Consider the following 20,370-nt stretch of genomic DNA (forward strand, 5'->3'; position numbering starts at 1 on the left):
GCCTTTAGCGCCTCGCCAGCAAGACCACGACAGCTATGGTGAGCAGCAAGGACAGGCCCTTCCAGATCATGTTCGGATTGCGCTCAAGTAGCGGCACGATCGGAGGGTTGAGAAACTCCGCCTTCGGATTGCGCAGGTCGTAAACATATTCGGAGAGTTCGTCGTAGCGCTTCGCCGGGTCGGGGTGCACCGCCTTGCGCAACACGCCGTCGATCCATTCCGGGATATCGCTGGCATCGTTGAGCAGAGATCGATAGCGCAGCTTGCGGTGCTGTGCGGCCGTCGTCGCCTTCGCGACCTCCGCTCCGTAAGGCAGTGTCCTGGACAGCATCTGATAGGTCAGAATTCCAAGCGCATAGAGGTCGGAACTCGACGTGGCGCGCTTGCCGAGAAACAGCTCGGGTGCGGTGTATTGCGGCGTGCCGAGAATGTCGCTGTGCTTGCCGGGTGAATCAGCTTCGACAACGCCGTTGACACGGGTGGAGCCGAAATCGATGATCTTCACCGTGCCCGTCTTGTCGATCATGATATTGTCTGGCCGAATGTCCTGATGGATCATCTCCATCCGATGGAACGCCTGCAAGCCGCGTGCTATCTGCTCGATGATGCCGCGCACGGTTTCCAAATCCGGCTTCGGATTGTCGAGCATCCACTGCTTCAGCGTCTGGCCTTCGATGAATTCGGCGACGATGTAGAGGTAGTTGCGCTTGCGCGACTGTCGGCACGGCTTCAGCACATGCGGACTGTCGATGCGCCGCGCCACCCATTCCTCGATCATGAACCGCTTGAGATAGACCGGGTCGTCGCGCAGATCGATCGACGGAATCTTGATGACAACCTGTTCGCCGCTCTCCAGATCGATCGCGAGATAGATGTGGCTACGGCTGCTGCCATGCAGTTCGCGCACGATCCTGTAGCCGTCGAACACCTCGCGAGCTTCGAGCAGGGGCGGCAGCGGCAATTGCGACATCAGAATGTCGCTGGCCTCGCCGTCCGGCACTGCATCGATCCGTACGATCTGCACGGTGAGGTTGTCCGGGCTGTTCTGCGCATAGGCCTCGTCGACGATCAGCCTCGCGGCAGCGTCGAGATCGTCGGCGTGATCGGCGATCGCCGAAGTGATGAAGCGCGCGCTGACGAAATCATAGACGCCGTCGGTGGCGAGGATGAAGACATCGCCGTCGTCGATCTGCAGCACCTGATAGTCGATCTCGATTTGCGGGTTCACGCCAAGCGCGCGGGCGAGGTAGCTCTGCTCGGATGAGATTACGACGCGATGGTCGGTGGTAAGTTGCTCGAGTGCGCGGTCCGATACGCGATAGATGCGGGAATCGCCGACATGAAAGAGGTGCGCTGCGCGTGCGCGTATCACCATTGCACTCAGCGTACAGACATAGCCGCGATCCTTGTCGTAATGGTAGCGGCCGCGCTGGGTCTGGGATTGCAGCCACGAATTGGTCGCAGCGATGACGCGTTGCGCCGATGTCTTCACCGACCAGGATTCGGATGTGCAGTAATAGTCAGTGAGAAACGATTTGACCGCAGATTCGCTGGCTTCGCCGCTGACCGCGCTGCTGCTGATGCCGTCGGCGATGACGACGGCAATGCCTTTGAGGCTCAACGGCGGCTCGGTCGGAATCAGGGCGCCGTGGAAATCCTGATTGGTGTCTTTGCGGCCCCTGTCCGAATGCTGGCCGATCGAAATCGTCAATTCACGCGGCATGGGTCACACTAATAAAATGACGCCCCAGCTGGAGAAGCCGGGGCGTCGTGTTGCGAGGATTGCGGGGCCTAGCGGGCGAGACTAGCAACGCGCTTCGGAGCTGTCTTGATGTGTGTTGCATACAGCGTTAGGCCGGTGAAGGTAAGGCCGCCAATGAGGTTGCCGAGCACGGTCGGAATCTCGTTCCAGATGATGTAATCCATGATCGTGAACTTGCCGCCGAGCATCAGGCCGGCAGGGAACAGGAACATGTTGACGATCGAATGCTCGAAAGTCATCGCGAAGAAGACCATGACCGGCATCCACATCGCGATGACTTTGCCGCTGACGGTTGTTGAGATCATCGCACCGACCACGCCGGTTGAGACCATCCAGTTGCAGAGCATGCCGCGGATGAACAGCGTCAGCATGCCGGCTGCGCCATACTGCGCATAGCCGAGCGTGCGGCCTTCGCCGATATGGCCGATCACCTGACCCACCTTGTCTGGGGGCGTCGAGAAGCCGAAGGTGAACACGATTGACATCATGATGGCGACGATGATCGCGCCCATGAAGTTGCCAACGAAGACGAGCCCCCAATTGCGCAGCACGCCGCCGACAGTGACGCCGGGGCGCTTGTCAAGCAATGCCAGGGGCGTCAGCACGAAGACGCCGGTGAGCAGGTCGAAACCCAGCAGATAGAGCATGCAGAAGCCGACCGGGAAGAGGATCGCGCCGATGATCGGATAGCCTGTTTGCACCGTGACAGTGACAGCGAACACCGCGGCGAGTGCCAGGATAGCGCCGGCCATGAAGGCGCGGATGATGGTGTCGCGCGTGGACATGAAGATCTTGGACTCGCCGGCATCCACCATCTTGGTCACGAATTCCGAAGGGACGAGATAGGCCATTACTTGAAAACTTTCTTTGGAGCGGGGTTCGGTTGACGTGCGTGCGCCTATGGGGCGGCGGCGACGCTCATATTGAGGTAGATGCGGCCGTTCTCGAGCTTGACCGGGAAGCTGCGCGCGCAGCCTTTGTCAGCGCCCGAGGCTTCGCCATCATCGAGGTTGATGATCCAGTTATGCAGCGGGCAGGCGACCTTGCGACCGTGCACGATGCCTTCACTAAGTGGACCGCCCTTGTGCGGGCAGCGATTTTCCAGCGCAAACACCTCGTCGCTGGCGGTGCGGAATACCGCGATCTCGCGCCGTGGAGTCTTCACTGTGCGCGCGCCGCGTTGCGGGATCGCGCGCAGTGGACCGACGTCGAACCAGAAGTCGTTGGATGGGACCATTGTCATGTTCATTCTGCCGGGACGGCTATAATCGAGTTGAGTGTTGCGAGCGGCGTAAACTCATGCTGTTCGCGGCCGGCGGCGCGCTCGGCCCAGGGATCCCTGCGGACCGCGCGCTGTGATTTTTCGAAGCGCGTCAGCAGCGCGCGGCGGTTGTCGGCATCATCCATGATCGCCGCACGTACCTTGTCGAGGCCGGCGTTTTCGACCCACTTCCAGACGCGTTCGAGATAGCCCGCTTCCTCGCGGTACATCTGCATGAAGGCGGCGATGTATTCGATCGCCTCATCCTCCGTATCGACATGGCCAAGCAGATCGGTCTGGCGGACATGCAGCCCCGCCGCACCGGCGATGTGGATGTCGTAGCCGGATTCGACGCAGATCACGCCGATGTCCTTCACCGTGGATTCCGCGCAGTTGCGCGGGCAGCCGGAGACGCCGAGCTTCACCTTCGCAGGCGCCCATGAGCCGCACATGAAACGTTCGAGCTTGACGCCGAGACCGGTCGAATCCTGCGTGCCGAAGCGGCACCATTCGGAGCCGACGCAGGTCTTCACCGTGCGCAGGCCCTTGGCATAGGCTGCGCCGGAGACGAGGCCCGCACTGTTGAGCTGCGCCCACACCGCGGGCAGGTCTTCCTTCCGCACGCCCAGCAGATCGATGCGCTGGCCGCCGGTGACTTTCACCGTCGGAATCTTGAAGCGGTCGGCGACGTCGGCGATGGCGCGCAATTCGTCAGGAGTGGTCAGGCCGCCCCACATGCGCGGCACAACGGAGAAGGTGCCGTCCTTCTGGATGTTGGCGTGGACGCGCTCGTTGATGTAGCGCGACTGCGCATCGTCGGCATACTCGCCCGGCCACGCGCAGAGCAGGTAATAATTCAGCGCGGGGCGGCAGGACGGACAACCGCAGGAGGTTTTCCACGCCAGTTCCTGCATCACGGCCGGAACGGACTTCAACTCCTTCGAGAGGATGAAGCCACGGACTTCGCTATGGGTGAGGTCAGTGCATTTGCACATCGGCTTGCGGCCGGCGGCGGAGTAGTTGTCGCCAAGCGTGGCCGCGAGCAGCGATTCCACCTTCGCCGTGCACTGGCCGCAGGACGCTGATGCCTTGGTGCGGGCGCGCACATCGTCGAGGGTGGTGAGGCCGTGGGCGGCGATCGCCTGGGTGATCGCGCCCTTGCACACGCCGTTGCATCCGCAGATTTCGGCATCGTCGGACAGCGCCGCGACAGCAGCGACCGGATCGAGTGCAACGCCGCCCTGATAGGCCTGGCCGAGGATCAGCGCGTTGCGCATGGCGCCGATATCGACGTTCTTTTTGAGCAGGTCGAAATACCACGAGCCGTCGGCCGTATCGCCATAGAGCACCGCGCCGATGATGCGGTCGTCGCGCAAGACGACACGCTTGTAGATGCCGCGGGCAGGATCGCGTAGCACGATCTCATCCTTGACGTCGCCTTCGGCGAAATCGCCGGCCGAGAACAGATCTACGCCGGTGACTTTCAGCTTGGTCGAGGTGGTCGAGCCGATATAGCCGTCCACGGTTTCGCCGGCGAGGGTCGCCGCGAGGGTCTTCGCCATGTCATACAGGGGCGCGACAAGGCCGTAGCACTGGCCGCGATGCTCGACGCACTCGCCGACCGCATAGATGTTGTTGTCGCTGGTCCGCAGATGATCGTCCACGACGATGCCGCGCTTGACGTTGAGGTCGGCGAGCTTGGCGAGTGCGGTGTTCGGGCGGATGCCGACCGCCATCACGACGAGATCGGCCGGCAGGGTCCGACCATCGTCGAGCCGGACTGACTCGACGCATGTGTCACCGAGGATGGCTGCTGTGTTGGCTCCGGTCAGCACCTCGATGCCGCGCGCCTCGATTGCCTTTTGCAACAGATAGGCGGCGTTGGGATCGAGTTGGCGCTCCATCAGTGTTGGCATCAGATGGACAACGGCCGTTGTCATGCCGCGCATGGCGAGGCCGGCTGCGGCCTCGAGGCCGAGCAAGCCGCCGCCGATGACGACAGCGTGGCCGCCCTTGCCGGCTGCATCGAGCATCAAGTTGACGTCGTCGAGATCGCGATAGGTGACGACGCCTGGCAGCTCCGCGCCCGGTACCGGAATGAGGATCGGCTTCGAGCCGGTTGCGATAATCAGCGTGTCATAAGCTTCGACCGCGCCGGACTGTGTGGTGACGGTTTTCGCAACGCGATCGATCGCGACGACGAGTTCGCCGCGCCTGAGATCAACCTTGTTGGTCGCGTACCACTCATCGGTGTGGATCAGAATGTCGTCATATGCCTTCTCGCCGGAGAGCACCGGCGACAGCATGATGCGGTCGTAATTAACACGCGGCTCCGCGCCGAACACCACTACGTCGTAGCGGTCTGGTGCGCGTGCGAACAGCTCGTCCATGACGCGGCCGGCGGCCATGCCGTTGCCGAGGATGACTAGCTTCAGCTTCTTTGCATTTGGTTGATCGAGCATGTGCAAACCTGTTTGGACCGCTGTCGATCGGAAACAGGAACTCGCACACCAAACCCGGTAGGGATGGAGTCACGATGACCGCTTCGCACCTGACAATCAGGAAGCGAGCTGTGTCCCTGCGCTTGAAACCAGCAGCGGTTTCAGCATCCGGCGGACGGCGGTCATCATTGACGTAGATATTATTAGCAAATGGCGTGCCAACGTACCTGTCGTCTAACATTCTGATTTTTCGACTATTTCTAAATGAGCTCGGCTGTCGCAGATCAGTCGTGCCATTAAAACGAGCGGCATTACTGATTTCCTAGGCAGGTGATTAAATCTTGTGCGGTGCGCTTCAGGTTCGAGGTGGCTCCCGATCTGTGCAGACAACAGGTTCGAAGGCGGACGCGCGCTGGCGAAGATCTCGTCAATTTATTGGTGGTTTGTTGCGGTAGTGAGCTGGCCGTTCTCGGTGCTCGGCCGGGCACGGCGACGCAGCACGTAAAGCGTGCCGAGGGCAGGGCGCCCTGCTTCGAGGCGCAGCTCGGAATTCTCCTTGCATGCGATTTCGAAGTCCTTCGCGGCGCAGGTTTCGAAATATGTCTCGCTATGGGCGAACCTGCCTGACGAGAGCAACGTGAAGTCGCCGTGACCCGCGTCCTCGATGCTTGCTGCGAAGAGGCCACCCGCAGGGAGCACGCGCGCAATCAGGCCGATGAGTTCTTCCAGCTGGCCGAGATAGATCAGAAGATCGGCAGCGAAGACGAGGTCGAAGCTGCGCGGGCTGTCCGCGAGATAGCTCACGACATCGGCCTTGATAAGGTCGTGATAGGCGTTCCGCCGTGTTGCGATGGCGAGCATCTTCCCCGACAGGTCGATGCCGGTCAGTCGCGCGCCGAACCGCCCGAGTGGCTCTGCAGCCAACCCCGTTCCGCAGCCGAGATCCAGAATGGTCGCGAGTGTCGGTCGGCACGACGCAACCATATCGGCGAGTTGCTGCGGCACCTTGTAGCCAAGAATGTCCACAAGCTTGCTGTCGAAGCCTGCGGCGAATTCGTCGAAGTGCGCTTCGACATAGGCTGCCGGTGCGCGGTCATGTGTCTGTCCACCGACGGCATCCAGCAAGTAGCGTTGGACAGGATCGTTCGGCCGGCCTTCCAGTCGCAGGCGTCCGACCGTGGCAGCGGCTTCATGCATGCCATAGGCGCTGAACAACGCGAATGCTGTGCGCAAGACCTCGTCCAGTGGTTCGGTCTCTTGTCCGGCAAGCGTCGGGTAGCGGGTGATGGCGCCCTGAATGTCGCCGTCCAGCATCGAAGCAAAGGTACGCGCGCGGGCGTAGAGACGCAGTGTTACGCCTTCCAGCGGCACAAAGCCGTTTGCGGTTGCCAACGCATCGGCGCTCTCGCCAAACCGGCCGGCCATGTAGAAGGCTTGTCCGAGGCAAAGATGCGTGACCGCGTCGATGCCGCCCCAGGATAGTGCATATTGCAGATGCATGATCGCCTGCTCGGGACGGCGGGAGCCGAGATACAGCACGCCCAGGCCGAGATGAGCGTCGCCAAGCGAGGCATCGCCCGACAGAGCGCGCAGATAGGCCGCTTCAGCATCATCGATACGCTGCAGCCGGTAGGCGAGGCTCGCATATTGCAGCCATGTCGTCGCGTGGTCCGGATCGATGGCGAGCGCGCGCAACGCACTTGCTTCCGCCAGTTCGTCGCGACCGCTCAATTGATAGTCCGTCGCGAGCTCACGCCAGGCGGTGACATCCGTCGACATCAGTGCAAGTGCAGCAAGAAGCGCGTCGATAGCGACGTCATGCTGGCCATGGTTGCGGTTGATCGTTGCAAACTGCCGCAGCACAGAACATGCATTGTCGGAATGCTCCATCAGTAGCGCGAAGACGGCGTGCTCCTTCATCCAGCGATCGATCTGATCGGCGGCGTGCTGGGCGTCCGGAAGTGCGAGCGTAGTGGAATCCATCGAGTCAGTCAGGAAAGTCGAATCCGAAGTTGTGCACTATGCTGCTTCTGCTCAATGCGCGCCGCGAAAACAAGGCAGCGATTGTGCCGCAGAGGTTGTGTTTCTGATATCAGGTTGCGCGATGCGTAGTCGTCTAAGGTCGCATCATCTGATCTGTTGCCGCGGGTTCCAATCCGTATAAGCTGTCCTGAAAGAAAAACGACCACTGGGCGGAAATGAAATGGAGGAGGCGCGGTGAAATCACCCGTCGTAAAGCGATCGATCGTTGTCGCCGGACACAAGACAAGCGTCAGCCTCGAAGAGGCGTTCTGGACGGCGCTGAAGGAGATCGCCGGCATGCGCCGGATCACGATGTCGCAGCTCGTCGGCGAGATCGACAAGAACCGACAGCAGAACAACCTGTCCTCGGCGATCAGGCTTTACGCGCTGGCCCATTACCAGGCCCTCGTCCCGCAGTCCGGGCTGTCGTAGGCGTCCGGTAAGCCCTGCGGCGGACCGGCTGGCGGCAAGGCGCATCTGCGCCTACATTCGGTCCAGCCACTTCCACATCAGTCAGGGCCTCTGCATGACCGTTCACCAGCGCAATTTGTCCACCCCCATGGATCCCGTGAAGCTCGACCGTCTGGCCGAAGTCGCCGTGAAAGTTGGGCTGCAACTTGCGCCGGGGCAGGATCTGCTGCTGACCGGCCCCGCCGCGGCGCTGCCGCTGGTGCGCAAAATCGCTGAACATGCCTACAAGGCCGGCGCAGGCCTGGTGACGCCGTTTTTCTCCGATGAAGAGATGACGTTGGCGCGCTACCGCTACGGCCACGATGCGTCGTTCGATCGCGCCGCCGGCTGGCTTTATGAGGGCATGGCCAAAGCGCTCGGCAACAACACCGCGCGCCTTGCCATCGTCGGCGACAATCCGATGCTGCTGTCGAACGAAGATCCCGCCAAGGTCTCGCGCGCCAGTAAGGCGAATTCCATCGCTTATCAGCCGGCGCTGCAGAAGATCGCTGGCTTCGACATCAACTGGAATATCATCGCTTATCCCACGCTGTCCTGGGCCAAGCAGGTGTTTCCCGGCGATGAGGACGACGTCGCCGTACAGAAGCTTGCGGACGCGATCTTCGCCGCATCGCGCGTCGACAATGCCGATCCCATCGCCGCCTGGGCGAAGCACAATGCTGCGTTGCGTAGCCGCACCGAATGGCTGAACGGCCAGCGCTTCCATGCGCTGCATTTCACCGGGCCGGACACCGATCTTGTGGTGGGTCTTGCCGACGGCCATGAATGGGAAGGCGGCGCGTCGACGGCCAAGAACGGCATCATCTGCAACGCCAATATCCCGACCGAGGAAGTCTTCACCACACCGCATGCTGCGCGTGTCAACGGCCATGTCCGATCAACCAAGCCGCTATCCTATCAGGGCACACTGATCGACAACATCGCGGTGCGCTTCGAGGACGGCAGGATCGTCGAGGCGAAGGCCTCACGCGGCGAGGAAGTGCTCAACAAGGTGCTCGACACCGACGAAGGCTCGCGTCGGCTCGGTGAAGTGGCGCTGGTGCCGCATTCGTCGCCGATCTCGGCGAGTGGCCTCTTGTTCTACAACACGCTGTTCGACGAGAATGCCGCCTGCCATATTGCGCTCGGCCAGTGCTATTCGAAGTGCTTCGTCAATGGCGGCGATCTCACGCCCGAGCAGATCGCGGCGCAGGGCGGCAACAAGAGCTTCATCCATATCGACTGGATGATTGGTTCCGGCGAGATCGACATCGATGGTGTCCACACCGACGGCCGTCGCGTGCCGGTGTTCCGCAAGGGCGAGTGGGCGTAACGCTGCAGCTATGATCTGAACGGGCGCGGAAACTGAGTCTTCAAATCTATGGCCCAGCCCCACCGCGTCGGCTTTCTCCTGATCGACGGCTTCGCGCTGATGTCCTTTGCCTCGGCGATCGAACCGCTGCGCGCCGCCAATGTGCTGGCCGGCAAGAAGCTGTATCAGTGGCTGCAGATCTCGACCGGCGCCGACGCGATCCTGGCATCGAACGGATTGTCGGTGGCGTCCGATCACACCATTGCCGACAGCGTGCGCTACGATACGGTGCTGGTTTGCGCCGGTGGCAATCCCGCTGGATTCGATGATGCCAAGACGCTGGCGTGGCTACGTCGCCTCGCGCGCTCGGGCTGCGCCATCGGCGGCGTCTCCGGTGGGCCGTTCATTCTGGCCAAGGCCGGCATACTCGATGGCGTTCGCTGCACGATCCATTGGGAGCATCTCGATGCGTTCATCGAAGCCTTTCCCGAGATCGAGCCGACGCGTACGCTGTTCGAGATCGATAGCAACCGGCTCACCTGTGCCGGTGGTGTCGCCGCGCTCGACATGATGCATGCCATCATCCGCCGCGATCACGGCCAGGCACTGGCAGCGAAAGTCAGTGACTGGTTTCTGCAAACCGCCGTGCGTCTCGGCGACGACAGCCAGCGCATTTCATTGCGCGAGCGCCTCGGCACCAGCAATCGCGCCGTGCTCTCGGCGATCGCCGTGATGGAACGGCGTCTGGCCAGCCCTGCGCCGCGCGACGAGCTGGCAAAAATGGCCGGCGTGTCCGTGCGACAGCTTGAGCGGCTGTTCACCGCGCATCTCGGCGTAACCATCGAGCAGCATTACCTGAGCCTGCGTCTCGCCAAGGCCCGCGCGCTGTTACAGCAGACCAGCATACCGGTGGTCGAGATCTCGGCCGAATGCGGCTTCGCCAGCGCCAGCCATTTCGCACGGATGTATCGGCGGGCCTTCGACGTGCCACCGTCGCAGGACCGGATGCCGGGGAAGAGCAAAGCGAAGTGAGGCCTAGCTCCGCCGCGGATAAATAATCACAGACAGATACGTCATCGGTGCTTTCACGAGTTCCTCAGGCCCGTGCCGCGCGGCGGCGTCGAAGAACAGCGTGTCGCCGGGCTCCATCAGATAGGTCTGGTCGGCATGGCGATAGCGCACCTTGCCTGTCAGCATGTAGATCATCTCGACACCGGCGTGACGGAAGTTACTATAGGCCTCGGCATCCTCGTTCAGCGTGATCAGATAGGGCTCGACGCCGAGCTCGCCGTGGATCGACTGGCCGAGCAGTTGATAGTGATGACCGGACTTGGTGCCGCGGCGTTCGATCTTGACGCCTGTGCCGGCCTTCACAAAAGAGCAATCGCGCTCTTCCTCGGTCTCGCGAAAGAATCTGGAGATCGGCACGTTGAGCGCTTTCGAGAGTGCATTCAACGTCCCCAGCGATGCGGAGATGCTGCCGGTCTCGATCTTCGACAACATGCCGGTCGAGATGCCCGCCGATGTGCTGAGCTCGGCCACTGTCAGCTCCAGCTCCTTGCGGAGCTGCCGCACTTCATTGCCGATCTTGGATTCCAGGGAGCCACCGACTTCCAGCGGCGCGTTCGAACCGGTGCGCAGCTCCTCCAGCTTTGAGCGGGCGGGCGATGATTTCGTTTTCTTCGGTTTCACTTTCACGATGGCGTTTCCTGCAGCGTTGATTTCCCGACAATAGCAATATTTCTTGTCAGGAAAACTATTTTCTCTGTGGTTGACATGGCGGTTTTGTTTCGGGCAAGGTCCACGCGCATTCAACGAGCGAGACGCGAGCCATGTGCGGCATTGCCGGTCTGTTTCTGAAAGATCAAAAGCTGGCCCCCGAATTAGGCGGGTTGCTCTCCGGCATGCTGGAAGCGCTGAGCGATCGCGGCCCTGACTCTGCAGGCTTTGCTGTTTATGGCGACGGCGATGCCGGACAGATCAAGCTGACGCTGCGCGCTGCGCCGTCGTTCGATTTTGCTGAACTGATGGCATCGCTTGGTAAAATCGCCGGCGCACCGATTTCGTATCAGGTGCACGATACCCACGCCGTCATCAGCGTTCCCACCGATCGCGAGGCTGCTGTCGCATCTGTGCTCCTCGGCATGAAAGACGTCGACATGGTTGCGCGCGGCAAGCGCATGGCTGTGTTCAAGGAAGTCGGTCTGCCCGCTGACGTGGCCAAGCGCTTCGGTCTGAACGCGATGGCTGGCACCCATGCCGTCGGCCACACCCGCATGGCGACTGAGTCCGCAGTGACCACCAATGGCGCGCACCCCTTCACCACGGGCACGGACCAGTGCCTCGTGCATAACGGTTCGTTGTCGAACCACAATGACGTTCGCCGCGAGTTGATCCGCCAGGGCATGACGTTCCGCACCGAAAACGATTCCGAAGTGGCCGCCGGCTATATCAGCTCGCAGATGGCGGCAGGCGCATCGCTGCAGGATGCAATGACCTCGTCACTCTCCGCGCTGGATGGTTTCTACACATTCGTGATCGGCACCGAGTCCGGATTCGGTGTGCTGCGCGATCCCATTGCCTGCAAGCCAGCCGTGATGGCCGAGACCGATCGCTGGGTCGCCTTCGGCACCGAATATCGTGCGCTGGTCGATCTGCCGGGAATCGACGTCGCCAAGGTCTGGGAGCCCGAACCCGCCAAAGTTTATTTGTGGGAGCGGCACTGATGCCTTCGGTTGATCTTGCGTCCTCGCCGCTGCGCGAACTCAACAGCGCGCTGCATGCGCTGACTGATAACACCAACGCGACGCACTGGACCGTCAGCAATCCGCGCGGCCAGCACAATATCGCGGTCGGTCTCGATTTTCCGGTCGAGATCGAGATCGACGGACACGTCGGCTATTACTGCGCCGGTATGAACAAGCAGGCGCGCGTCACCGTGCGCGGCAATGCCGGGCAGGGTGTCGCCGAAAACATGATGTCGGGCCGCGTCCATGTCACGGGCGATGCCTCGCAGGCTGCTGGCGCCAGCGGCAATGGTGGCCTGCTGGTGATCGACGGCAATGCGTCCGCGCGTTGCGGCATCTCCATGAAGGGCATCGATATCGTCGTGAAGGGCTCGGTCGGCCATCTCTCCGCCTTCATGGCGCAGGCCGGCAAGCTCGTGGTGCTCGGCGATGCCGGCGAGGCACTCGGCGATTCCATCTATGAGGCGCAGCTCTTCGTGCGCGGCTCCGTCGCCAGCCTTGGTGCGGATTGCATCGAGAAGCCGCTCAAGGACGAACACAAGACCGAGTTGAGGCGGCTGCTCGATGAAGCCGGCGTCGAAGGCGTCAGCCCCGACGAGTTCAAGCGCTACGGCTCGGCGCGTAAGCTCTATCACTTCCACATCGATAACGTCGGATCATACTGATGAGCGCGCAAGACCGCTGGATCCATACGCCGCCGCGCAAGTCCGCGACCTTCGATGATGCAGCCATTGCGGAAATTCGCCGTGCGGCCGCGACCGGCATCTATGACATCCGCGGCGCCGGCGCCAAGCGCAAGCTGCCGCATTTCGACGATCTGCTGTTTCTTGGCGCCTCGATCAGCCGCTATCCCCTCGAAGGTTACCGGGAGAAATGCGCCACCGATGTCGTCATCGGCGCGCGTTTCGCCAAGAAGCCGATTCATCTGAAGATTCCAATCACCATCGCTGGCATGAGCTTCGGTGCGCTGTCCGGTCCCGCCAAGGAAGCGCTCGGTCGCGGCGCATCGGCGGTCGGCACATCCACCACCACAGGCGACGGCGGCATGACGCCGGAAGAGCGTGGTCATTCCGATCTGCTCGTCTATCAGGTGCTGCCGTCGCGTTACGGCATGAATCCGGACGACCTGCGTAAGGCCGATGCAATTGAAGTCGTGGTCGGGCAGGGCGCCAAGCCCGGTGGCGGCGGCATGTTGCTCGGCCAGAAGATTACCGAGCGCGTCGCCGGCATGCGCCGTCTGCCCGTCGGCATCGACCAGCGCTCGGCGTGCCGGCATCCGGACTGGACCGGGCCCGACGATCTCGAAATCAAGATCCAGGAACTGCGCGAGATCACCGACTGGAATATCCCCATTTACGTGAAGGTCGGTGCCTCACGCCCGTATTACGATATCGCGCTCGCGGTGAAATCCGGCGCCGATGCCATCGTGCTCGACGGCATGCAGGGCGGGACGGCTGCGACGCAGGATGTGTTCATCGAGAATGTCGGCCTGCCCACCATGTGCGCGATCCCGCCTGCGGTGAAGGCGCTGCAGGATCTCGGCATGCATCGCAAGGTGCAGCTCATCGTCTCCGGCGGCATCCGTAATGGCGCTGATGTGGCCAAGTGTCTTGCGCTTGGCGCGGATGCGGTGGCGATCGGCACGGCCGCGCTGATCGCGCTCGGCGATAATGATCCGGCGCTGGAAGCCGAGTACCAGAAGCTCGGCACCACCGCCGGCGCCTATGATGACTGGCATGAAGGCCGCGATCCCGCTGGCATCACCACGCAGGATCCTTTGCTGGCCGCGCGGCTCGATCCCGTGATCGCCGGCCGCAAGCTCGCAAACTATCTCTCTGTGATGACGCTGGAAGCGCAGACCATCGCACGCGCTTGCGGCAAGAGCCACGTCCACAATCTCGAACCGGAAGATCTGGTGGCGCTGACAATGGAGTCGGCGGCCATGGCGAGGGTCCCTCTCGCGGGAACGAACTGGATTCCCGGCAGCAATATCTAACGAGCCATTATGGCTGGATGATCTTCGGAGCGCGTGTCAATGACGACCTGGACCGAACTAGCCAAGCAACACGATCTCAAATATTTCCTCATCGCCTTCGTCGATCTGTTCGGCGGCATGCGCGCCAAGCTGGTGCCGGCGACCGCGATGGACGGCGTCGCCAAGTCCGGAGCGGGCTTTGCCGGTTTCGCGGCATGGTTCGACATGACTCCAGCCGACCCCGATGTCCTCGTGATGCCGGACATGGATACGCTGACGCTGCTGCCATGGAAGCCCGGCGTCGCCTGGGTCACCGGGGATCTTTATATGGGCGGCAAGCCCGTGGCGCAGAATCCGCGTCAGGTGCTGAAAGGCCTCATTGCTAAGGCGGCGGGGCAAGGCGTCGAACTCAAGACCGGCGTCGAATGCGAGTATTTTCTGATCTCACCAGATGGCACCGCGATTTCCGATCCGGCAGATCAGCAGAGCAAACCATGCTACGACCAGCAGGCGCTGATGCGGCGCTACGAGATCGTCGCCGAAATCTGTGATGCGATGATTGCGCTCGGCTGGAAGCCCTATCAGAACGATCATGAAGACGCCAACGGCCAGTTCGAGATGAACTGGGAGTTCGACACCGCGCTGAAGACCGCCGATCGCCACGCGTTCTTTAAGTTTATGGTCAAGTCGATTGCCGAAAAGCACGGCTACAAGGCGACCTTCATGCCGAAGCCGTTTGCCAATCTCACTGGCAACGGCTGCCACGTCCATGCGTCACTATGGTCGACCAAGGACGGCTCGAACGTGTTCGAGGACGAGAGCGGCGAGTTGGGTCTCTCGAAGACGGCCTATCACTTCATCGGCGGCCTCGTTCATTCGGCCGAAGCGGTTTGCGCTATCACCAATCCCACGGTGAATTCCTACAAGCGCATCAATGCGCCGCGCACGCTCTCGGGCGCGACATGGTCGCCGAACACGGTGACCTACGGCGGCAACAATCGCACGCATATGATCCGCATTCCCGATGCGGGCCGGTTCGAATTCCGTTTGCCCGATGGTGCGGTGAATCCCTATCTGCTGCCGGCGACCTTGCTCGCCGCTGGTCTCGACGGCATGGCCAACAGCCGCGATCCCGGCCCGCGCCTCGACATCAATATGTATACGGAAGGCGCGAAGGTACCGAAGGCAAAGCAGCTGCCGCTGAACCTGCTCGATGCATTGCGGGCGCTCGAAGCATCCGACGTGTTGAAGGCGCAGCTCGGCGAGGTCGTGGTCGGATCGTATCTCAAGCTCAAACACAGCGACTGGAATGAGCACTGCCGTCAGCTCACCGAATGGGAGCGGCAGACGACTTTGGATTGCTGATACCGCACGTTCGTCGAAATTGCGTGCTATGAGTTCTGCCTCAGGAGCGTCATTGGGTTGACGCAACGTTGTCGCAGGATCATTTCGCACCATGACGACCGGCGTCAGCGCGTTTTACGACGGCATTTCAATATTTTACGGTTTCGACCGGGTGATGGACCCGGCTTTGTACATGCCGCTGCCGGATGACTGGATCATCGGCGTCGCCGATATCGTGGAATCCACCAAGGCCATCGCCGAACAGCGCTACAAGGCCGTCAACATGGCCGGCGCTGCCGTCATTGCTGCCGTGACCAACGCGTTGGACGGCCGCGAATTCCCGTTCGTGTTCGGCGGCGATGGCGCGAGCTTCGCAGTCTCACCGGACGATCTCGATCGCGCCCGCGGGGCATTGGCGGCGACGGCGACCTGGGTGAAGCACGATCTCGATCTCGTGATGCGGGTGGCCCTGGTCCCGATCAAGGACATCCGTGCGCAGGGGCCGGACGTGCGCGTGGCGCGCTTCGGTCCATCGAAGAATGTGTCCTATGCGATGTTTTCCGGTGGCGGATTGGGCTGGGCAGAGGCAGCGATGAAGCGCGGCGAATTCGCGGTGACGCCGGCACCTGTCGGGACCTATCCCGATCTCTCCGGGCTCTCATGTCGTTTCGAGGAAATTCCATCGGCGCACGGTTTGATCCTGTCGGTGCTGGTGACGGCCGCAGCGGGCGCCGAGCCATCCGCATTTCGCCGCGTCATCGAAGACATTATCGCGCTGGTCGAACGCAGTCCAAATGCGGGCCGTCCCGTACCCGCAGGCGGTCCCGCGATGACGTGGCCGCCCGCGGGTCTCGGCTACGAAATCCGAGCTGGCCGCGGCGCGAAATCGCTGTCGCGCTTTCGTATCTGGGTGACGACGCGAACGCTGTTCGTTTTTGTGTTGATGCGTTTTGGCATTAGCGTCGGCGGCTTCGTGCCGAAGACCTATGTGCAGCAGTTGGTCGAGAACTCGGATTTCCGCAAATATGACGATAGCCTCCGCATGATTCTGGATTGCACACCCGATCTCGAACGCGCGCTGGAGCAGCGTCTTGTTGCGGCGGCCGCGGAAGGAACGGTGCGCTATGGTCTGCACCGGCAGGATGCTGCGATGATGACGTGTTTCACACCGTCAGCCATCCGCAGCGATCACGTACATTTCATCGACGGCGCGCGCGGTGGCTATGCCTCGGCGGCCACCGCGTTGAAGGCTATGTCGGTTTGAAAGAGATCGCCTGATCAGCGGCCGACGCGGGTCCAGTTTTCGCCACCGCAGAATGCGCCGACGCAGCCTTCGACCTTCAGCGTGTTCGGCCCCACCAGCGCGACGTTGCTGGTATAGATCTTCCCGTCATCGGCATTGTAGATCCGGCCCGACCACGTGTTCGCTCCGGTAGGGCGCATGTCGTAGAAGAGATGAATGCCAATCATCGAGCGCTTGGCCAGCGCGGGATCGGGATTCTTGTCGTCGATCGGCGGTTTGCCGGTCTGCGGATCGATCTTGTCGCGCAGCGAAACGACCGTGCCGCACAGGATGGTGCCGCATTTGCTGACCCGCACCTGTGCATCGCCGGCCTGGGTCTGCCAGACACCCGTTGCTTCGCCGCCCGATTGGGCTTGCGCAGCGGAGCCTGCAGACACTGCACCCAGCAATGCGATCATAACAGTGAATCTGGCGGCCATGCGTGTCTCCTCGGATCAGGCGGTCTGCATAACAAGAAATGGGATTTGTGCAATGCCGCGGCGATGCGTTTGAGACTACTCAGCGTCTCAAATGATCATGATCGATTCAATTTGACGCAGCTTGCTCAGGTCAACCGGTGGCGGTCACCACGGCAGCCCGCACAGGTCCATCTCGCCTTCATGCGGCGCTCGCTTCAGGTAGGACACCAGCGGGGTCATGACATCGAAGCGTACCCGCTCGCCGTGCTGTTCGGCATAGACCTCGCCGATGAACGGCTTCCAGTTGCGGCGCGTGTAGAAATCCAGATTGTGCGGTTCACAGAATAGCAGCGCAAAATCGGTGGCGCGTTCGTCTTTCAGCGTATGGAGTGCGGCGGTGAGCGCCAGACTGGCCAGACCGCGACGACGATAGTCGGGATGCGTCACAACGCCGCCGATGCCGCCAATCCGCGTCTTGCGATCCTTCCATATGCCTTCGCGCCGATACAGGCCGACATGGCAGACCGGCTGTCCGTCGTCCTCCACGATGACCCGCAATTCGGGATAGGCGAAGACCACGTGTCCCCAGGACAGCTTTTCGACTACCTCCCGCGGCGATGCGAGGTCGAACAGCGGTTTGACGCTCGGCCATGAAGCATCGCCGGTCACAATCTCGATTTCGATGCTCATTTCGGTCGCCACCTCTGCGCTTTGTGCAGCCCTTATAGGTCGGTCCGAGGGTAGTAAACCTGTCGAATCCAGTGCTTATCTGAGAATAATATTCTAGGGATCAAGGAAACGTTGGAATGACTGAGGCGGAGCTCTCCAAATACCAGCGCTGGGCGATTTTGGCCGGCGCGGCGACGCTGCTCAGCTTGGCCATGGGCATGCGCCAGAGCTTCGGCCTGTTTCAACCCTCGATTCTGCGCGACACCGCCATCACCACGGCTGATTTCTCCCTGGCCACCGCTTTGCAGAACGTGATCTGGGGCATCTCGCAGCCCTTTATCGGCGCCATCGCCGATCGTTTCGGCACCCGTCACGTCATGATCACCGGCGTTTTGATTTATGCCGCCGGTCTCGTCTTGATGATGGTCGCGACCACGCCGTTGGTGTTCACGCTGGGCGCCGGCCTTTGCGTCGGCCTCGCACTGTCCTGCACGGCGTCGAGCATGACCATGACGGTAGCTTCGCGCAGCGTCTCCGCCGCCAAGCGCAGCGTCACCATGGGTGCTGTGTCGGCCGCCGGTTCGCTCGGTCTCGTCATCGCGTCGCCGCTGGCGCAGACGCTGATCTCGACGGCGGGCTGGCAAGTGGCGCTGATCGGCTTTCTCGGCCTCGCAGCGGTGATGCTCCCCGCTGCGCTGTTTGCCGGTCAGTCCGACAAGATCGAACGCGCACCGGCGGATGAGCTGCAGCAATCTTTGGGAGAAGTGGTGCAGTCCGCACTCGGTCATTCCGGTTATATCGTGCTGGCGTTGTCGTTCTTTGTCTGCGGCCTGCAGCTAGTATTCATCACCACGCATCTGCCGAATTATCTGGCGATCTGCGGCCTCGACGCGTCGCTTGGCGCCACCGCGCTGGCAATAGTCGGTCTTTTCAATGTGTTTGGCTCCTATGCCTTTGGCTGGCTTGGCGGCCTTTATCCGAAGCAGATTTTGCTCGGCGGAATTTACATCGCCCGCTCGCTGGCGCTCGCCACCTACTTCTATTTTCCCGCAACTCCTACCACGACCATGATTTTCGCAGCCGTGCTGGGATCGCTGTGGCTCGGCGTGGTCCCGCTGGTGAACGGCCTCGTCGCGCAGCTGTTCGGGTTGCGCTTCATGGCGACACTCACCGGCATCGCCTTCCTCAGCCATCAGGCAGGATCTTTCCTCGGCGCCTGGGGCGGTGGCATGATCTTCTCGCATCTCGGCAATTATGATCGCGCCTGGCAATTCGCCGTGATCATCGGATTGATCGCCGGATGCTTCCAGATGCTGATGAATGTGAAGCCGCCAGTGCGGCGCGATGCCGTCTCCGCCGCAATGCCGAGCGTGGCCTGATCGCGAAGCGATCGGGGATCGCAAAGATGGGAGTGTCGGAGCCGGGCGGAACCTTCTATAAGGGTTCCCGTTAAGCCACCTCTCCCATTATTGCGGATCTTGACCCATGACCTTCACGCTTCCCAATCTGCCTTACGCCTATGACGCGCTCGCGCCGCATATGTCGAAGGAAACGCTGGAATTCCATCACGATAAGCACCATCAGGCTTACGTGACCAACGGCAATAACCTGCTGAAGGGCACCGAATTCGAAGGCAAATCGCTTGAAGAAATCGTGAAGGGCTCGTTCGGCAAGAATGCCGCGCTCTTCAACAATGCCGGCCAGCACTACAACCATCTCCACTTCTGGAACTGGATGAAGCCGAACGGCGGTGGCGACAAGCTGCCCGGCCGTCTGGAGAAGAAGATCACCGAGGATCTCGGCGGTCTCGAGAAGTTCAAGACCGACTTCGCCGCTGCAGGCGTTGGCCAGTTCGGCTCCGGCTGGGCCTGGCTCTCGGTCAAGAACGGCAAGCTGGAAATCTCCAAGACCGCGAACGGCGAAAGCCCGTTGGTCCATGGCGCGACCCCGATCCTCGGCGTCGACGTCTGGGAGCACTCCTACTACATCGACTACCGCAACCGGCGTCCCGACTATCTCAAGGCGTTCGTCGATCACCTTGTGAACTGGGAATATGTCGACGAGCAGTTCGGCAAGGTGGTCTGATCGCTTTCGATTTGCGTTTAATGACGCGCGGGAAGGGCGGTGGCGCAAGCTGCCGCCTTTTTTCGTTGTCGTGACGTTTTCGTGTCTTGCTCGGCCTGCTGCGACTTGCCGCCGCAGACACGCTGCGGCAGAACGGAATGACGTGAGCCACCAAGCGCAGCGGGTGTTCGATGAATTATGTTTTGGTTTTTGTCGGCGGCGGCCTTGGCGCCACCTTGCGCCATGTCATCAACATGACCTGCGCTCGCTGCATGGGAGCGGCGTTCCCGTGGGGCACCTTCATCATCAACATCACTGGCTCCACGGTGATGGGCCTGATCGCCGGCTATCTGGCTTACAAGGGCGAGGCCTCGCAGCCCTGGCGCCTGTTCCTGATGACCGGCATCCTCGGCGGCTACACGACCTTTTCGGCCTTTTCACTGGATACGGCAGTGCTCTATGAGCGCGGCGAATTGGGCCTCGCCCTGGCCTATGTGCTGGGGTCGGTGGTGCTGTCGATTGCCGGGCTTTTTGCTGGCCTGGCGCTGGTCCGCCACTTCGCCTGAACCCTCCTGGGCTTGCGGTATGTTATAATATAACATAAATGACAGTCAGGCGCCTC

Annotated in this window: 19 protein-coding genes; 11 read left to right on the forward strand and 8 right to left on the reverse strand. The window is 61.4% G+C overall.

Features of this window, described 5'->3' with window-relative positions; genetic code table 11:
• Positions 1 to 4: 4 nt before the first annotated feature.
• The 5 genes from CHC01_RS18505 to CHC01_RS18525 all read right to left on the reverse strand — a co-directional run bounded on the left by CHC01_RS18505 (position 5) and on the right by CHC01_RS18525 (position 7,447).
• Entirely contained in the window at positions 5 to 1,723 is a 1,719-nt protein-coding gene (locus CHC01_RS18505; RefSeq protein WP_089265758.1) for a bifunctional protein-serine/threonine kinase/phosphatase, read from the reverse strand.
• 68 nt (positions 1,724 to 1,791) lie between these two features.
• Complete coding sequence (locus tag CHC01_RS18510; RefSeq protein ID WP_089265759.1) at positions 1,792 to 2,613, reverse strand: formate/nitrite transporter family protein; 822 nt, start codon at positions 2,611 to 2,613, stop codon at positions 1,792 to 1,794.
• Between the two features lie 47 nt (positions 2,614 to 2,660).
• Complete coding sequence (gene nirD / locus CHC01_RS18515; RefSeq protein WP_374725601.1) at positions 2,661 to 3,005, reverse strand: nitrite reductase small subunit NirD; 345 nt, start codon at positions 3,003 to 3,005, stop codon at positions 2,661 to 2,663.
• A gap of 2 nt (positions 3,006 to 3,007) precedes the next feature.
• Positions 3,008 to 5,485 (reverse strand): nitrite reductase large subunit NirB, encoded by a 2,478-nt coding sequence (gene nirB / locus CHC01_RS18520; RefSeq protein ID WP_089265760.1) that lies wholly within the window; start codon positions 5,483 to 5,485, stop codon positions 3,008 to 3,010.
• A gap of 411 nt (positions 5,486 to 5,896) precedes the next feature.
• Positions 5,897 to 7,447 (reverse strand): methyltransferase domain-containing protein, encoded by a 1,551-nt coding sequence (locus tag CHC01_RS18525; protein ID WP_089265761.1) that lies wholly within the window; start codon positions 7,445 to 7,447, stop codon positions 5,897 to 5,899.
• A 234-nt stretch (positions 7,448 to 7,681) separates the two neighbouring features.
• On the opposite strand from CHC01_RS18525, the gene CHC01_RS18530 reads away from it, so the two are divergent.
• The 3 genes from CHC01_RS18530 (at position 7,682) to CHC01_RS18540 (ending at position 10,280) form a co-directional block, all read left to right on the forward strand.
• The gene (locus CHC01_RS18530; protein ID WP_089265762.1) at positions 7,682 to 7,918 is read left to right on the forward strand and encodes a ribbon-helix-helix domain-containing protein; all 237 of its coding nucleotides are present in this window, start codon (positions 7,682 to 7,684) and stop codon (positions 7,916 to 7,918) included.
• A 94-nt stretch (positions 7,919 to 8,012) separates the two neighbouring features.
• On the forward strand, positions 8,013 to 9,269 hold the full coding sequence (locus CHC01_RS18535; protein ID WP_089265763.1) for an aminopeptidase: 1,257 nt from the start codon (positions 8,013 to 8,015) through the stop codon (positions 9,267 to 9,269).
• Positions 9,270 to 9,317: 48 nt separating this feature from the next.
• A complete protein-coding gene (locus tag CHC01_RS18540) occupies positions 9,318 to 10,280 on the forward strand; it encodes a GlxA family transcriptional regulator (protein WP_089265764.1) in 963 nt (320 codons plus the stop codon).
• 3 nt (positions 10,281 to 10,283) lie between these two features.
• On the opposite strand, the gene CHC01_RS18545 is transcribed toward CHC01_RS18540, so the two are convergent.
• The gene (locus CHC01_RS18545) at positions 10,284 to 10,940 is read right to left on the reverse strand and encodes a helix-turn-helix domain-containing protein (RefSeq protein ID WP_176454660.1); all 657 of its coding nucleotides are present in this window, start codon (positions 10,938 to 10,940) and stop codon (positions 10,284 to 10,286) included.
• Positions 10,941 to 11,080: 140 nt separating this feature from the next.
• Here CHC01_RS18545 and CHC01_RS18550 point away from each other — a divergent pair, with 140 nt between their 5' ends.
• The 5 genes from CHC01_RS18550 to CHC01_RS18570 all read left to right on the forward strand — a co-directional run bounded on the left by CHC01_RS18550 (position 11,081) and on the right by CHC01_RS18570 (position 16,578).
• Positions 11,081 to 11,974 carry a class II glutamine amidotransferase gene (locus tag CHC01_RS18550; protein WP_089265766.1) on the forward strand — a complete coding sequence of 298 codons (894 nt, stop codon included), beginning with the start codon at positions 11,081 to 11,083 and terminating at the stop codon, positions 11,972 to 11,974.
• Entirely contained in the window at positions 11,974 to 12,660 is a 687-nt protein-coding gene (locus tag CHC01_RS18555) for a GltB/FmdC/FwdC-like GXGXG domain-containing protein (protein ID WP_089265767.1), read from the forward strand. The genes CHC01_RS18550 and CHC01_RS18555 overlap by 1 nt, the downstream gene beginning before the upstream one ends.
• Positions 12,660 to 13,991, forward strand: coding sequence for an FMN-binding glutamate synthase family protein (locus CHC01_RS18560; protein ID WP_089265768.1), 1,332 nt, complete (start codon positions 12,660 to 12,662; stop codon positions 13,989 to 13,991). The genes CHC01_RS18555 and CHC01_RS18560 overlap by 1 nt, the downstream gene beginning before the upstream one ends.
• 39 nt (positions 13,992 to 14,030) lie before the next feature.
• Positions 14,031 to 15,335 carry a type III glutamate--ammonia ligase gene (gene glnT, locus CHC01_RS18565; RefSeq protein ID WP_089265769.1) on the forward strand — a complete coding sequence of 435 codons (1,305 nt, stop codon included), beginning with the start codon at positions 14,031 to 14,033 and terminating at the stop codon, positions 15,333 to 15,335.
• A 91-nt stretch (positions 15,336 to 15,426) separates the two neighbouring features.
• On the forward strand, positions 15,427 to 16,578 hold the full coding sequence (locus CHC01_RS18570) for a DUF3095 domain-containing protein (RefSeq protein WP_089265770.1): 1,152 nt from the start codon (positions 15,427 to 15,429) through the stop codon (positions 16,576 to 16,578).
• Between the two features lie 14 nt (positions 16,579 to 16,592).
• Here the strand turns inward: CHC01_RS18570 and CHC01_RS18575 are convergent, their stop codons facing one another.
• Both CHC01_RS18575 and CHC01_RS18580 read right to left on the reverse strand, forming a co-directional pair.
• Positions 16,593 to 17,036 (reverse strand): DUF2147 domain-containing protein, encoded by a 444-nt coding sequence (locus CHC01_RS18575; protein WP_089265771.1) that lies wholly within the window; start codon positions 17,034 to 17,036, stop codon positions 16,593 to 16,595.
• 144 nt (positions 17,037 to 17,180) lie between these two features.
• On the reverse strand, positions 17,181 to 17,705 hold the full coding sequence (locus CHC01_RS18580; RefSeq protein ID WP_089266224.1) for a GNAT family N-acetyltransferase: 525 nt from the start codon (positions 17,703 to 17,705) through the stop codon (positions 17,181 to 17,183).
• 116 nt (positions 17,706 to 17,821) lie between these two features.
• Between CHC01_RS18580 and CHC01_RS18585 the strand changes: the two genes are divergently transcribed.
• From CHC01_RS18585 to crcB, 3 genes are all read left to right on the forward strand, one after another.
• On the forward strand, positions 17,822 to 19,063 hold the full coding sequence (locus CHC01_RS18585; RefSeq protein ID WP_089265772.1) for an MFS transporter: 1,242 nt from the start codon (positions 17,822 to 17,824) through the stop codon (positions 19,061 to 19,063).
• Positions 19,064 to 19,169: 106 nt separating this feature from the next.
• Complete coding sequence (locus CHC01_RS18590; protein ID WP_089265773.1) at positions 19,170 to 19,769, forward strand: superoxide dismutase; 600 nt, start codon at positions 19,170 to 19,172, stop codon at positions 19,767 to 19,769.
• A 170-nt stretch (positions 19,770 to 19,939) separates the two neighbouring features.
• Positions 19,940 to 20,314 carry a fluoride efflux transporter CrcB gene (gene crcB / locus CHC01_RS18595; RefSeq protein WP_089265774.1) on the forward strand — a complete coding sequence of 125 codons (375 nt, stop codon included), beginning with the start codon at positions 19,940 to 19,942 and terminating at the stop codon, positions 20,312 to 20,314.
• The last annotated feature ends 56 nt before the right edge of the window (positions 20,315 to 20,370 follow it).

The organism is Tardiphaga sp. OK246 (genome assembly GCF_900188215.1).
Taxonomy (GTDB): domain Bacteria; phylum Pseudomonadota; class Alphaproteobacteria; order Rhizobiales; family Xanthobacteraceae; genus Tardiphaga; species Tardiphaga robiniae.

Coding starts and splice junctions, on each gene's coding strand:
- CHC01_RS18580 (WP_089266224.1), bottom strand. CDS start 17,705: ATGAGCATCGAAATCGAGATTGTGACCGGCGATGCTTCATGGCCGAGC.
- CHC01_RS18535 (WP_089265763.1), top strand. CDS start 8,013: ATGACCGTTCACCAGCGCAATTTGTCCACCCCCATGGATCCCGTGAAG.
- CHC01_RS18550 (WP_089265766.1), top strand. CDS start 11,081: ATGTGCGGCATTGCCGGTCTGTTTCTGAAAGATCAAAAGCTGGCCCCC.
- CHC01_RS18570 (WP_089265770.1), top strand. CDS start 15,427: ATGACGACCGGCGTCAGCGCGTTTTACGACGGCATTTCAATATTTTAC.
- nirB (WP_089265760.1), bottom strand. CDS start 5,485: ATGCTCGATCAACCAAATGCAAAGAAGCTGAAGCTAGTCATCCTCGGC.
- CHC01_RS18555 (WP_089265767.1), top strand. CDS start 11,974: ATGCCTTCGGTTGATCTTGCGTCCTCGCCGCTGCGCGAACTCAACAGC.
- CHC01_RS18585 (WP_089265772.1), top strand. CDS start 17,822: ATGACTGAGGCGGAGCTCTCCAAATACCAGCGCTGGGCGATTTTGGCC.
- CHC01_RS18575 (WP_089265771.1), bottom strand. CDS start 17,036: ATGGCCGCCAGATTCACTGTTATGATCGCATTGCTGGGTGCAGTGTCT.
- CHC01_RS18560 (WP_089265768.1), top strand. CDS start 12,660: ATGAGCGCGCAAGACCGCTGGATCCATACGCCGCCGCGCAAGTCCGCG.
- glnT (WP_089265769.1), top strand. CDS start 14,031: ATGACGACCTGGACCGAACTAGCCAAGCAACACGATCTCAAATATTTC.
- crcB (WP_089265774.1), top strand. CDS start 19,940: ATGAATTATGTTTTGGTTTTTGTCGGCGGCGGCCTTGGCGCCACCTTG.
- CHC01_RS18540 (WP_089265764.1), top strand. CDS start 9,318: ATGGCCCAGCCCCACCGCGTCGGCTTTCTCCTGATCGACGGCTTCGCG.
- CHC01_RS18510 (WP_089265759.1), bottom strand. CDS start 2,613: ATGGCCTATCTCGTCCCTTCGGAATTCGTGACCAAGATGGTGGATGCC.
- nirD (WP_374725601.1), bottom strand. CDS start 3,005: ATGACAATGGTCCCATCCAACGACTTCTGGTTCGACGTCGGTCCACTG.
- CHC01_RS18525 (WP_089265761.1), bottom strand. CDS start 7,447: ATGGATTCCACTACGCTCGCACTTCCGGACGCCCAGCACGCCGCCGAT.
- CHC01_RS18505 (WP_089265758.1), bottom strand. CDS start 1,723: ATGCCGCGTGAATTGACGATTTCGATCGGCCAGCATTCGGACAGGGGC.
- CHC01_RS18590 (WP_089265773.1), top strand. CDS start 19,170: ATGACCTTCACGCTTCCCAATCTGCCTTACGCCTATGACGCGCTCGCG.